Below are 12,677 nucleotides of genomic sequence, written 5' to 3' on the forward strand. Positions count from 1 at the left end.
GGGACGTGTACAGATTGTGTACACGTCCCGATAACGTGTTAAAAATTTCGCGAATTCTGTACACGTCTAGATAATGTGTTAAAAATTCGCCATAATTTGTACACGTCATGAACGTTTGGAGGTGCAAGATGAGTGTTGATCCGAAAAAGCCGTATCAGGATCTGCCGCCTCTTCCTCCTGCATGTGAAGTGGAGACCCCGGAAGTACTGCGCGCAGTTATATCCGCTGCGAGGGCATTGGAAAAGGCAAATACCGCTGCAGAGCTCCTTCCGAATCCGCGCATATTGATCGATTCGGTCCCCTTGCTCGAGGCGCAGGCATCGATAGAGATAGAGAACATCGTCACCACTAATGACGAGCTTTTCCGCGCAGCGTTGGAGGTCGGTAAACCGACTCCCGCTACACGTGAGGGATTGCGCTACCGGGAGGCCATGAATCTTGGTGTTGCTTTGTTGAAAGAACGCCCGATCACTGTGAATATGGCCAAGCAGATCTGCTCACGCATCACGAACTTCGATATGGATGTTCGCGGCGGCACGGGCACGTACATTGGCAATCCAACAACGAAAGAGCGTATTTACACGCCTCCCGAAGGCAGGAGCGTTATCCTGAGGCACCTCGCTAACTGGGAGGAGTTCTTACACGAGGATGACTCGCTAGATCCATTGATCAAACTTGCCTTACTGCATTACCAGTTTGAAGCTATCCACCCGTTCTCGGATGGTAATGGGCGAACCGGCAGGATTCTGAACGTCCTCTATTTGGTTCATGCCGATCTGCTTACCAGCCCGATTACTTACCTGTCGGGTTACATTGTGCAGCACAAGCAGGAGTATTACCGGTTGCTTAATGGCGTAACGCAGCGAGGTGAGTGGATTCCCTGGATCCTTTTCATCTTGCGCGCGGTGGAAGTCACTTCAAAGTGGACCAGCGATCTCATTTACGCAGTTAATACTCTGATTGACGAGGTTGTGGAGCTACTTCGCGGTAGTGGTCTGCCGCAGCGGGATGTGGCCTTCATGCTGTTTGAGAAGCCGTATGCGCGCTACCGTGATTTTGAGGCTGAGCTGGGCGTGAGTCGGCAAACTGCCGCGAAGTACGCGGGCAAATTGGAAGCCTCGGGTTTGCTCGAAAAGGTGTCTGCTGGTCGCGAAGTACTGTTTGTGAACGGCAGGTATCTTGATTTGTTGTTCAACACAGCACTGCCTAGGTGAAGCTAGCGGGACGTGTACAAAATCTGTACACGTCCCGATAACGTGTTAAAAATTTCGCGAATTTTGTACACGTCGCACATACGTGTACAAATGTTTAACAGTTCGCGAGGTTAGCTGCGTCCTACTCGCCGGATTCTTCGAGGAGTCCTGCTTCTTTGGCTAGCCGGTGGTTTTCGCGCACAACCTCGATCATGTCTGCAATCGAGTTCTTGGTGCGGTAGGGGCGGAACGGGAAGTTCTGAATTTCGTATTCGCTCGTTGAACCACTGAGAACGAGGAAGGTGCGTAGTCCCGCTTCGATGCCGGCTTGCACGTCGGTGTCCATGCGGTCACCGATCAAAGCGGTGACTTCAGAGTGTACGCCAATCTTGTTGAGGCCGGCACGCAGCATCATCGAGTTGGGTTTGCCTAGAAAGTAGGGTCTGCGTCCGGTTGCTTTGGTGATCATTGCAGCCACGGATCCGGTTGCGGGCAAGATTCCCTCGTCGGATGGGCCGGTGACGTCCGGGTTGGTGGCGATGAACTTGGCGCCTGCTTCGATGAAGCGAATGGCCCGGGTGATGGCGTTGAAGTCGTAGCTGCGAGTTTCGCCGAGCACAACGTATTCGGGGTTGGTCTCGGTCATCACGTAGCCGGCGCTGTGTAGGGCGGTGGTGAGTCCGGCCTCGCCAATGACAAATGCGGACGAGTTTGGTGACTGCTGTGAAAGGAATGCGGCGGTTGCAAGCGCAGAGGTCCAAATGTGCTCTTCAGGCACGTGCAGGCCAGAGTTGTCGAGGCGTGCGGACAAGTCTCGCGGCGTGTAAATCGAGTTGTTGGTGAATACGAGGAACGGGATGTTCAGCTCGTGCAGGGTGTCAATGAATTCCTGTGCTCCGTCGATTGCGCGTTGCTCGCTTACGAGGACGCCGTCCATGTCGGATAGCCACGAGGTAATCGGGGGCATTTCGTCTAGCGAGAAGTTTGTTGTAGTTTCCATACTTGTCTCCTTCTATAACTGCTTTTAGCCTATCGTTCTAAGTTCGTGCGAGGCAGGTGATCGCAGGTTTTATGCACGCTCGTGCATGGCGGTCGGCTGGCTTTGACGGTTTCCCGCGTTGTTTGTATGTTCGAGGACGTGGCAGAAATAAGCGAGAATGAGGTGCGGTCGGTTCCGGGTAGCGGCGTGGGGCCGTGGCCCGGTGGTGAAGAGAACTGGCCGCAGGGCGATCAGTATGATCCGGTATTGCTTCGCGAGGGTGATTCGCGCAATGTGGAGGATCGCTTCCGTTATTGGTCTAACGAGGCGATTAAGGGCTTCCTAGATAGCGTGGGTCGGCCGGATTGGCTTGAAGTTGCGGTGCAAAACCTAGGGCATGACTTTAACATTGGATCGATTGTGCGCACAGCGAACTGTTTGGGGGTACGTCGCGTGCATATTGTTGGGCGGCGCAGGTGGAACAGGCGCGGGGCGATGGTGACGGACAGGTATTTGGAGGTCGTGCACCACCCCGAGATCGATGGGTTCTTAGACCATGTGGGTGCCCGTGGTTTGCATGTGATTGGGATTGACAATATTGAGGGGTCTAAGCCGCTGGAAGGTCAGGCGCTTCCGGATAAGTGCGTGCTGGTGATGGGGGAGGAATCGACGGGACTCAGTGAGGATATGGCACGGGCGTGCGAGTCTGTTCTACACATAACGCAGTATGGTTCTAGCCGGTCGATGAATGTGGGGCACGCTGCGGCAATCGCTATGTGGGCGTGGGTTATCCAGCATGGAGGCGATCCGAAAGACGCGTAGATGGGTAAGTCGAATAGGTCTGTGGACTTTGGACGCTAAAGCATTGTGAAGCTAAATGTGGGATAATGAAGAAGTCAAAATGTCTAGGCAAGGAGGCAATTAATGCCTATCGCAACCCCTGAAGTTTACAACGAGATGCTGGACCGTGCGAAGGAAGGCAAGTTCGCTTACCCGGCGATCAACGTTACTTCTTCGCAGACCTTGACGGCTGCTATTCAAGGCTTCGCCGAGGCCGAGTCTGACGGTATTATCCAGGTTTCGGTTGGTGGCGCCGAGTACTGGTCGGGCTCCACGGTTAAGGACCGTGTAGCTGGCTCGCTCGCGATGGCTGCTTACGCTCGTGAGATTGCTAAGAACTACGACGTTACGGTTGCGCTTCACACTGACCACTGCGCAAAGCAGAACCTTGATTCTTGGATTATTCCGATCATGGAGCTCGAAGTTGAAGAGGTTAAGGCTGGCCGCCTTCCGTTCTTCCAGTCCCACATGTGGGATGGTTCGGCTGTGCCGTTGAAGGAGAACTTGGAGATCGCGCAGAAGATGCTTGATCTGGCTCAGAAGTCGCACACCATTCTTGAGGTTGAGATTGGTGTTGTTGGCGGCGAGGAAGACGGCGTTGTTGGCGAGATCAACGAGAAGCTATACACCACCACTGAGGATGGTATTGCAACGGTTGAGGCTCTGGGACTTGGCGAGAAGGGCCGTTACCTGACTGCTCTTACGTTCGGTAACGTCCACGGTGTTTACAAGCCGGGCCATGTAAAGCTTCGTCCGGAGATTCTGGGCACCATTCAGGAAGAGGTTGGCGCGAAGTACAACGCTGGCGATCGTCCGTTCGACCTGGTTATGCACGGTGGTTCGGGCTCGTCTGCTGAGGAGATCCGCACGGCGGTTGAGAACGGTGTTATCAAGATGAACGTTGACACGGACACTCAGTACGCTTTCACTCGACCGGTTGCCGAGTGGATGCTACGTAAGTACGACGAAGTTCTGAAGATTGACGGCGAGGTCGGCGTTAAGAAGTCTTACGACCCGCGTTCGTGGGGTAAGGCTGCTGAGGCTGGCATGGCTGCTCGCGTTGTTGAGGCTTGTGAGCGCCTTGGCTCCGTTGGCACCAAGATGAAGTAAGTCGCTTCTGGCTTCTTTCGAAGGGCGCGTCCAAATGGGCGCGCCCTTCGCTATGCGCGGTAGTGTGGCTGAAGTAGGTATTCATTTTGCGAGGCCGGTTGGTTCTGACTAGAGGGAGCGCGGTTTGGAAGCGGTTGCGTTCGCGGTGGTAATTGGTGTTGGCGTGGGCGTCGTGGTTGGAGCGCTTGGCGCGGGAGGTGGTATCCTCGCTGTTCCCGCGCTGACCTACCTGCTGGGCCAGACACCGCACGCGGCTGCCCTCGGTTCCCTTGTGATTGTGTTGGCAACCGCTTTGTCTGCATTGCCCCAGCGCCTTCGCGCAAAAACTATCCGAGTGAAGCAGGGCCTGATTTTTGGGGCAATCTCGATAATTGGTTCTGTGGTGGGAGGGCGTCTGGCCGTCCTGGTGGATGGTAAGGCGTTGATGCTGTTATTTAGCGCGATGCTGGCGGTGATGGCGGCGGTGATGATCTGGAAGGGCCTGCGTGAGCGCGACCTTCCGGACGGAGAAGCTCCGAGGGGTAAGCCGCGCAGCCTCGTGGCGATAACCCTGGCTGGCCTGGGAACAGGGTTCTTGACGGGTTTCTTTGGCGTGGGAGGCGGCTTTATAGTGGTGCCGGTACTCACAATCGTCCTCGCGTTTGGAATGAGAGAGGCCGCGGGAACCTCTTTGATCGTCATGTCGATGGCCGCCATTGGAGGCCTGCTGGCTAGAGTGGGCAATACGCCGCCGATCGATTGGGGCGTTGTGGTGGCGTTCATGCTGGGGTCGATGAGCGGAGCAGTGGTGGGAGGCCCTCTGTCTAGCCGGGCTAAGCCGTACCAGTTAACACTGATTTTTGGGGCGCTACTAGCAGTGGTTTGCATAGCGAGCTTGAGCGCCACGTTACTAGCCATTTTCGCGTGAATACGCGAGTAAACTTGCGGTATACCTATCAAAACTCTCGCGTTCGTGGTGTGATGGTAGGTAGTAGATATTAGGAGGCCACTTTGGAACACGCACAGCCCAACTGGACACGAATCGAAGGCATTATTATTGCCGAACACCTGGATCCGAAGGTGGTTGCCGACTTCATAAATAAAACCAGAGTGGTTGCGACAATCGACTGGTACGATCGCACGCCGAACTTGATGGGCCTAACACTTGCGGAAGAAGACGGCCGCCTGGCCACTGTGAACGATGCGAACGAGATCGCTCCGATAGTTGAGATTGAAGATTTCGCGCTTGATCTTGCCAACGAGTTCAGCGCGGAAGTGATGATCGATGAGGTCAGCGCGGATGCTCTACCCGAGGGCGCAGAGGTTGGTTCAGATACGCCGGAGCTGGCTGAGGAGTCAATGAAGATCGTAGAACTGGTGAAGATCCCCGAATCTTCCATCCCGCTTGCAGCCGCCCTTCTTGGCATCGATGTTGCTTCCATTGAGCTTGAAAACGGTTGGCAGGCCCTCGCGTATGACGCGCAGTATGCGCAGAACGTGGGTGACTTCGGGGAGTTCCCGCGCGTGACGCTGATGGCGTCGGGTGACGAGTTCTTTGCCAGCCTCGCCGTTGATGATGACGACGAAACGGAAACGATTTACAACTGGTCGATGTCTACGAGGACGCTCGCGGCAGGCCGTAGCGGCGATAAGATTGCGGCTGAGGCGGAGGAACTCGTTGGAGCTACTTCGGACTTGCGCCGGATTGCCGAGGCCGTGCCGGGTGCGGACGTGGCTGCGGCGGAGGGTACCGCTCAGTTGCGTGGGTCGCATGCGGTTGCCAGCTTCGTGAGGGCGCTTGGCGTACCCTCGCAGATCGCAACGTACTTGGTAGAAAACGAGTCAGCTGATGACATTCCGGGCCTTGAAATGCACTATGCGCGGGGTATCTCGAATGCGATTGGTCGTAGTGTGGACAGGATTTTGCTGGAGCCAGAATCTGCAAGCAACCCGGTTTGGGAGACCTACCATAAGGTTGCAGTTGAACAGCCCAGTATTGTGCGCGTGATTGCCAGTGTTGAGGCCGCGATTGGTGCCACGCTGGTGGTAAACGCGTTCCGTAGTGCAAAGCCACGTTCGGGTTGGGTGAAGCTTGGCGGCGTTGTGGGTTCGATGATGCTAGTCGACTCGGTTGCCGAGGTCATGCTTTCGAAGTACCTGATTGAACGCACCAAGAAGCACAGGGGCGAGTAAGGCTTACGCAATGGTGGGGAGAACCGGTTGGTTCTCCCCACCATTTTTTGAGGAATAAGCCCAGCATACGAGCACCTGCGACGGTGTTTTGGGCTGGCGACCAGCCTCGTTGTCGGTCAAGCGATGAGTTAGAACGTATTTGGTTGGCTATCAGCGAGTTGGAGGGCGCGCAGGCCAGCGCCCATCAGTTGAGAGTTCGAACCCAGTCTTGCGCCAAGAACTCGAGGGCTCGGCACGATTCCGAGAGCGTCGCCAAGGAGAGTATGGAACTGGTCGAATAGTTGCTGTCCGCGGTTGGCGAGGCCTCCACCAATCACGATCGGAACTGCTCCTGCCGATGCCACTACCGGGGCTACCGTGCGGGCAAGCTGAGTGAGTGCATACTCAACAATCTGGGCGGCCTGCGCGTTTCCCTCATCTAGCAGGCGGTAGACGCCAGCTGCGCCCTCGGCCTCGTCAATCAGGCCAAGTGCGGCGCCGCGGCGTGCGATACCGGAGGCCGAACACACGCGCTCAAGTGCGATAGGTTGGCCGTCCCAGCCCGGAATGCGGATTTGGCCGAGCTCGCCAGCCCAACTCGACACTGCAACCGCCTTGCCATCCAGCACTAGCACGGTTGCGATTCCCGTGCCAATCGCAATGTAGTAGAAGTTTTTCAGTTTGACGCCCCACGCTCCTTCGGCAAGTGCGCCCGTGCGCACGTCGTGCCCAAAACCCACGGGGCGAGACAGCCTTTGCGTTAGCATTTCGCGTGCAGGGAAGTCTTTCCATCCCAGGCTTGCCGAGAAAATCGCCATGCCCGCTTCCTCGTCCACGATTCCGGGCAGGTCAAATCCGATTGGTTCCACCACGTCTTCGGGTTTGATAGCCCCGTTCTCGCCTATGGCCTTTCCACTACGCACAAGAGCGTCCAAGTCCGCTACGATCTGCGCCAACGTCTCTATCAGCTTCTCGGGATTCGCGGGTGTAGGAGTGGAGAGGGCGTGCGATACGGAACTGTTTTCGCTAACAATCCCCGACTTTATTGTTGTTCCCCCAACGTCGAGGGCAAGGGCGTAGCGCATGAGGCTCCTTAAGCGTCGTGGTTTGGGTGGTTAGCGGTTTGAGATTGGACGGGCCGAGCGCGATTCTTGTGGAAAGTCTTGCGCGATGTCGCTAATCACGGAGTGCGCGCCCCAAGAGGCGAGCTGCGCAGCTCGTTCCAGGTCATTAACGGTCCACACATTCACTTGGAAACCGGCCTCGGTCATGGCTCGCATGGCTTCTTCGGTTAGGCCGCGCTCGCACGGGTGGATGGCAACCGCCTCGAGTTTGGAGGCCTGTTTAATCCATTTGTCTACCTGCTCCATGATGGGAGCGCCAGACGGTTCGAAAAGGCAGGCGCGGCGGTACTGTGGTGCGCGCGCTTTAAGCGAGGTAAGTAGGTCCATATCGAAGCTGGACACGAGGACCGAGTCGTGACTCTCTAGCTTTGCGAGGGACGCAATAATGGCGTCTATCAGGGTGTTGCGTAGCTCAAAACCGGCCTTGGAAGGCTTGATTTCAAGGTTTGCTTCCATGCCGGTGCTGTCCAACAGTTCAACCACGGTAACAAGTTCGGGGATGCGTTCGAACGTGTAGGTGGGGGAGAACCACTTGCCGGCATCCAGCTTGCGGATGTCTTTGAACTGCAGGTTGTAGTAGCCGCCTTTGCCGTTGGTAGTGCGATCGAGGCGATTGTCGTGGATAACTATGACGGAGCCGTCTGCGATTACGTCCACGTCAAATTCGAACGAGGACACTCCGTAGTCGATGCATTTAACGAATGCGGCCATCGTGTTTTCGGGTGCCAGTGAGCTCATTCCGCGGTGGGCGATTACTGGTGGGTAGTTCACGTTGCTTCTTTCAGTCTTCTAGGGTGTGTTCGTCATTAGGGTCAAGGTCAAGCAGGAGGGCCTCGTCTCGCCTGGTGGCAAGAATGTTGTCGATGTAGGACTGCGTGGCTTCTTCGAGAGGCACGTCGCCGCCGCGTTGCTCGGCAAGGAACCAGCGGTGTTCTAGGATTTCGTGGAAGATCTGTGCGGGTTGTAGCTTAGCGCTGTATTCGGGAGGAACGGAGCGTACGGTCGGCTCGAATACTTCGGTGAGCCACTGGTGAGCTACGAGTTCGATGGGCTGGTTTTCCTGCCCGGTGACAGCGCGGTAGGTTGCCAGGTCGTTCAGCATTCTGCGAGCCTGCTGTTCTTGCACGTCGAGGCCGGTTAGGCGCATGATCTGGCGGTGGTGGTGGCCGGCGTCCACAACTTTTGGTTGCAGGATGATTTTGGTGCCGTCCGGGGTCTGCTTCATGGATACTTCGCCCACGTCGAATCCGAGGTCGTTGAGTTTGCGGATCCGGTTGGTGATGCGCCAGCGTTCACCGTCAGAGTAGACCTCTTCTGCGGTTAGCTGGTTCCAAAGCTCGTGGTAGCGCTCGTGAATGCGGTCTCCGATTTCGATGGCGTCGGAGTCTTCAGCGAGCATTCCGCCGGCTTGCAGGTCCATCAGTTCGCCAATGATGTTGGTGCGGGCCAGGTCAACGTCGTAGTTGCGTTGGCCGGACGTGAGGCTGGGGTGCAGTTCGCCGGTTTCAGCGTCTACGAGGTATCCAGAGAATGCGTCTGCATCGCGACGGAACAGCGTGTTTGAGAGGGAGACGTCGCCCCAGTAGAAGCCCAGTAGGTGCAGGCGTACTAGCAGTACTGCGATGGAGTCGATGAGGCGTTCAGCGGTTTCGGGCCTCATCGACTGAGAGATTACCGCGCGGTAAGGCAGGGAGAACTGGAGGTGTTCGGTTATGAGGGCGGGGGTGAGTTCCTCGCCATCGGGAGATTTACGTCCGGTGATTACCGCCGTTGGGATTACGGAGGGAGCACCTAGCCGGTTGAGGTCTCGCAGTAGCTGGTATTCGTGGTAGGCCACGGTTTCGCCAATTTCTTTCACTGCGATTACTCGCCCGCCGAGGTTAACGAACCGGACTACGTGGCGCGAGATTCCTCGAGGCAGTGCGGCAAGCACAGATTCGGGCCAATCTTCTAGCGGGGTTTCCCACGGGAGGTCAAGTAGCTCTGGGTCCAGGTTTGCAGCGGTGATCTGTAGGGATTGTCGCATGGTTATATCTTGTCAAAAAGCACGCCAGATTAAAAAGAAATACGAACTGAGGGAGCTCCCGGTTGGGAAGCTCCCTCAGTTATGTTCACTTATTGTTTTCCCGATTATGAGGGAAGACGCATGCCAGTGGACTTGGAGAAGTTGTGCTGCTGGCCCTCACGAATACGGACGTGGACGATGGAGCCCTTCGGGGGCGCTGTGCGCGGAGCGGTGCGGATAATGATCTGATCCGATGCTTCGTCGTCCGGGTTCGCGTCGGTGCCGGAACCAAGGCCGCCGCCACCAACGAGCTTGCCGTACATGTAGGAGTCAGAGCCGAGCTCTTCAACAAGGTCGATTTCAACCGGAATGGTGTGCTCGCCTTCTTCAACGATTTCTAGGGCCTCAGGACGGAAGCCGATCACAACCTGGTTGTTGTCTTCCGGCTTCAGGGCTGCAATCGTTGCTTCGGATAGCTTCACGTGAGCCTTGCCGAGCTCTGCGTAGCCGCCTTCGCGGTTAACGGTGAAGGTACCGAGGTTCATTGCGGGGGAGCCGATGAATCCTGCAACGAACTCGTTTGCGGGCTTCTCGTACATTTCCTGCGGGGTGCCAACCTGCTGGAGGACGCCGTCCTTCAACACTGCGATGCGGTCACCCATCGTGAGGGCCTCAGTTTGGTCGTGCGTAACGTATACGGTGGTTACGCCAAGGGAACGCTGCAGCGAGGCGATCTGGGTACGCGTCTGAACGCGCAACTTCGCGTCAAGGTTCGATAGCGGCTCGTCCATGAGGAACACCTGCGGCTTACGAACGATTGCGCGGCCCATTGCCACACGCTGACGCTGGCCACCGGACAGTGCCTTCGGCTTACGGTCTAGGTAGGGGGTAAGGTCAAGAATCTCAGCAGCTTCTTCAACGCGCTTGTTGATCTCTTCCTTCGGGGTGCCAGCGATCTTTAGTGCAAAGCCCATGTTGTCGCGAACCGACATGTGCGGGTACAGAGCGTAGTTCTGGAACACCATTGCGATGTCGCGGTTCTTAGGCTGCATGTCGGTGACGTCGCGGTCTCCAATGAAAATGCGGCCGGAGTTAACGTCTTCCAAGCCAGCAAGCATGCGTAGGGTGGTTGACTTACCGCAACCGGAAGGTCCTACGAGGACGAGAAACTCGCCGTCTTCAATCTTGAGGTCGAATGCATCAACTGCGGGGCGATCCATGCCCGGGTAAATGCGGGTTGCTTTATCAAAAGTTACGGTTGCCATATTTATTTTCCTCCATCGGCAGGTACGTGCCGAACGATCCGTTGTGAAGAGGTGCTAACACCATTGCCAGCACGGCTCCGTCTCGCCTATTGAGCCAGAACTAATCTGACACTAGCACAGCTTGATGCAAATAAGTAGGCACATTGGGTCACAGTTTTACTTTTTGGAAACCCAGTTGCGCATGCTGGTTATAGCTGGGTTCGCCGTGCCTCGTGTATTGCATTTGATTACGGGTAAAGTTTTGGTGATGGACGTTGCAATTCCAAAAGCTGGCGAGGAGATCGGTGGATACCGACTGGTGCGCCCCCTGGGTAAGGGGGGCGCTGGAATTGTGTGGGAAGTTGAGGATGGTGAGGGCGCTACGTTTGCGCTGAAGCTACTTCACCCTGCGATCGCTGCTGACCCCTCCAGTAGGGTGCGTTTGGCACGCGAAGCTGCAGTTTTGAACCGTATCCGAACCGACGGGGTCGCAAACGTTGTCGATTTAGAGACGGAAGCGGCCCAGCCCTTTGTGGTGACCGAACTTGTTGACGGCCTGGATCTACGTGAGGAGATCAGATCCGGAGGGCCGTTTGCATTTGCAGACGCGCTAGAAATCGCCCGGTCATTGCAACAAACGCTTAGCGCCGTGCACGCTGCGGGCGTGGTTCACCGCGATTTGAAACCGTCGAACATCATTTTGGGTGCTACGCAGCCGGTTCTGATTGATTTTGGCATCGCACAGGCGGACGAGGATGAGCGGCTTACCTCCACGGGCTTAGTGTCTGGCACGGTGGGGTGGGTGGCTCCGGAAGTGATGCGCGGGCGTGAGCCTGACGAGGGGTCTGACTGGTGGGCTTGGGCGGCGATCTTGCTGAATATGCTCACCGGCCGAGCCCCGTATGGGGCAGGAAGCCAAGACGTGGTGTTGTCTCGTCAAATGGCTGGTCAGCTGGATCTTGCCGGCTTATACCCCCCTCTTGCGCGGATTCTGGAGTCGGCCCTGGGGGAGCGTGCTCACCGGCCGAGCTCGGCCGAAGTTTTGCAGCGCCTCGATGATCTCGACTCTGATGCTGTGCAATCTTGGGTAGGCGAGGACGGCGAACCAGGCGAGGAAACTAGCTTGCTGTCGGTACCGCCGGTGGATCGAACCAGCGTGCTCCCCACTGACCATGAAGAGGAAGTAGAGCAAACCGCTCTGTATCCCGCTGCCGCCAGTCAGGCTACGGTGGCCCCTGAATCCGAGCACCCTGGTGGCGCGCCTGTTCCGTATCAGCCGGGCTACCCTGGAGCGTTGCCTTCCGAACAACACGCTTATCCGCCGGCCTCGCAGCCGTACCAGGAATACCCGATCGCGCCGGACTATCCGAATGCGCAGTGGGATGCGCAGCAGTACAACTACGTAGCTCCCTCGAACGCATTCGTGTTCTCCCTGTGCGTAGCAAGCTTCCTCGCTGCCCTGCCAGTTTCGCTCGGCATCGTTGGCGGTGTGCTTGCCGTCGGCGTGCTCCTCGTCATGGAAACGGTGGGCCGCTCGCGGGTGTGGCGCGAGAAGCGGCGCGTTAGGGCGGGTGAAAAGCGCAGTGGTGACAACTGGCTGGCTGCTTTGAATGGGGGATTGCAGTGGATCCCCGCGGCTGGCGCCCTCGCGTTTAATCTCGCGTTCGCGATTCTGATTGCAGGGGCGGCGTGGGCGCTTTACAGCGTGAATAATGGCCTTCCTCCGTTAGAAAACCCTTACATGACGATGCTGATGGGGGCGCCAAGCGAGTCGGATCCTGTTTTGGGAGCGCTACTGTGGGGTTCGAACATGTTCGCCATTTTGCTTGCCCGCGTGGGGGTGGGCGGAAATTTCCTCCGCGAAGGCTCCTATGCAACGGCCGGCACGATACCGCGGATTGGTAGGGTCATTTTGTCTCTGCTCGCAGTGGTCGCGGCGTTCCTCTTTGTAGGAATCACCTTGTAAATTTAAAAATGTGCGCTCCATCATGCTCGTTTCGTGGCGTTGGGGTGTGCGTATTTGCGCGCTTC

The 12,677-nt window shown here is 56.8% G+C and carries 11 protein-coding genes; 6 read left to right on the forward strand and 5 right to left on the reverse strand.

What is annotated here, in order from left to right; translation table 11 throughout:
- Positions 1 to 128 precede the first annotated feature (128 nt).
- On the forward strand, positions 129 to 1,214 hold the full coding sequence (locus BQ7114_RS08265; protein WP_072344333.1) for a Fic family protein: 1,086 nt from the start codon (positions 129 to 131) through the stop codon (positions 1,212 to 1,214).
- 121 nt (positions 1,215 to 1,335) lie between these two features.
- Here the strand turns inward: BQ7114_RS08265 and BQ7114_RS08270 are convergent, their stop codons facing one another.
- The gene (locus BQ7114_RS08270) at positions 1,336 to 2,193 is read right to left on the reverse strand and encodes an HAD-IIA family hydrolase (protein ID WP_072344338.1); all 858 of its coding nucleotides are present in this window, start codon (positions 2,191 to 2,193) and stop codon (positions 1,336 to 1,338) included.
- Positions 2,194 to 2,319: 126 nt separating this feature from the next.
- Between BQ7114_RS08270 and BQ7114_RS08275 the strand changes: the two genes are divergently transcribed.
- The 4 genes from BQ7114_RS08275 to BQ7114_RS08290 all read left to right on the forward strand — a co-directional run bounded on the left by BQ7114_RS08275 (position 2,320) and on the right by BQ7114_RS08290 (position 6,294).
- Entirely contained in the window at positions 2,320 to 2,994 is a 675-nt protein-coding gene (locus BQ7114_RS08275) for a TrmH family RNA methyltransferase (protein WP_072344343.1), read from the forward strand.
- Positions 2,995 to 3,096: 102 nt separating this feature from the next.
- Entirely contained in the window at positions 3,097 to 4,122 is a 1,026-nt protein-coding gene (fbaA, locus tag BQ7114_RS08280) for a class II fructose-bisphosphate aldolase (protein WP_016444689.1), read from the forward strand.
- Positions 4,123 to 4,246: 124 nt separating this feature from the next.
- Positions 4,247 to 5,029 carry a sulfite exporter TauE/SafE family protein gene (locus tag BQ7114_RS08285; protein WP_072344349.1) on the forward strand — a complete coding sequence of 261 codons (783 nt, stop codon included), beginning with the start codon at positions 4,247 to 4,249 and terminating at the stop codon, positions 5,027 to 5,029.
- 83 nt (positions 5,030 to 5,112) lie between these two features.
- Positions 5,113 to 6,294, forward strand: coding sequence for a hypothetical protein (locus BQ7114_RS08290; RefSeq protein WP_072344354.1), 1,182 nt, complete (start codon positions 5,113 to 5,115; stop codon positions 6,292 to 6,294).
- Between the two features lie 128 nt (positions 6,295 to 6,422).
- Here BQ7114_RS08290 and BQ7114_RS08295 read toward each other — a convergent pair whose 3' ends face one another.
- From BQ7114_RS08295 to BQ7114_RS08310, 4 genes are all read right to left on the reverse strand, one after another.
- Positions 6,423 to 7,358 (reverse strand): ROK family protein, encoded by a 936-nt coding sequence (locus BQ7114_RS08295; protein ID WP_072344361.1) that lies wholly within the window; start codon positions 7,356 to 7,358, stop codon positions 6,423 to 6,425.
- Positions 7,359 to 7,388: 30 nt separating this feature from the next.
- A complete protein-coding gene (locus BQ7114_RS08300; protein ID WP_143236842.1) occupies positions 7,389 to 8,168 on the reverse strand; it encodes a glycerophosphodiester phosphodiesterase family protein in 780 nt (259 codons plus the stop codon).
- A 10-nt stretch (positions 8,169 to 8,178) separates the two neighbouring features.
- On the reverse strand, positions 8,179 to 9,423 hold the full coding sequence (locus tag BQ7114_RS08305) for a DUF4032 domain-containing protein (RefSeq protein WP_072344371.1): 1,245 nt from the start codon (positions 9,421 to 9,423) through the stop codon (positions 8,179 to 8,181).
- Between the two features lie 104 nt (positions 9,424 to 9,527).
- Positions 9,528 to 10,667: an ABC transporter ATP-binding protein gene (locus BQ7114_RS08310; protein WP_072344374.1), complete on the reverse strand. Its 1,140-nt coding sequence runs from the start codon at positions 10,665 to 10,667 to the stop codon at positions 9,528 to 9,530.
- 247 nt (positions 10,668 to 10,914) lie between these two features.
- On the opposite strand from BQ7114_RS08310, the gene BQ7114_RS08315 reads away from it, so the two are divergent.
- Positions 10,915 to 12,612, forward strand: coding sequence for a serine/threonine protein kinase (locus BQ7114_RS08315; RefSeq protein WP_230206015.1), 1,698 nt, complete (start codon positions 10,915 to 10,917; stop codon positions 12,610 to 12,612).
- Positions 12,613 to 12,677: the final 65 nt, after the last annotated feature.

Origin of the sequence: Actinomyces urinae, assembly GCF_900119695.1 — a bacterium.
In the GTDB taxonomy this organism is placed as follows: Bacteria; Actinomycetota; Actinomycetes; order Actinomycetales; family Actinomycetaceae; genus Gleimia; species Gleimia urinae.

Coding starts and splice junctions, on each gene's coding strand:
- BQ7114_RS08315 (WP_230206015.1), top strand. CDS start 10,915: ATGGACGTTGCAATTCCAAAAGCTGGCGAGGAGATCGGTGGATACCGA.
- BQ7114_RS08305 (WP_072344371.1), bottom strand. CDS start 9,423: ATGCGACAATCCCTACAGATCACCGCTGCAAACCTGGACCCAGAGCTA.
- BQ7114_RS08270 (WP_072344338.1), bottom strand. CDS start 2,193: ATGGAAACTACAACAAACTTCTCGCTAGACGAAATGCCCCCGATTACC.
- BQ7114_RS08265 (WP_072344333.1), top strand. CDS start 129: ATGAGTGTTGATCCGAAAAAGCCGTATCAGGATCTGCCGCCTCTTCCT.
- BQ7114_RS08295 (WP_072344361.1), bottom strand. CDS start 7,358: ATGCGCTACGCCCTTGCCCTCGACGTTGGGGGAACAACAATAAAGTCG.
- fbaA (WP_016444689.1), top strand. CDS start 3,097: ATGCCTATCGCAACCCCTGAAGTTTACAACGAGATGCTGGACCGTGCG.
- BQ7114_RS08275 (WP_072344343.1), top strand. CDS start 2,320: ATGTTCGAGGACGTGGCAGAAATAAGCGAGAATGAGGTGCGGTCGGTT.
- BQ7114_RS08310 (WP_072344374.1), bottom strand. CDS start 10,667: ATGGCAACCGTAACTTTTGATAAAGCAACCCGCATTTACCCGGGCATG.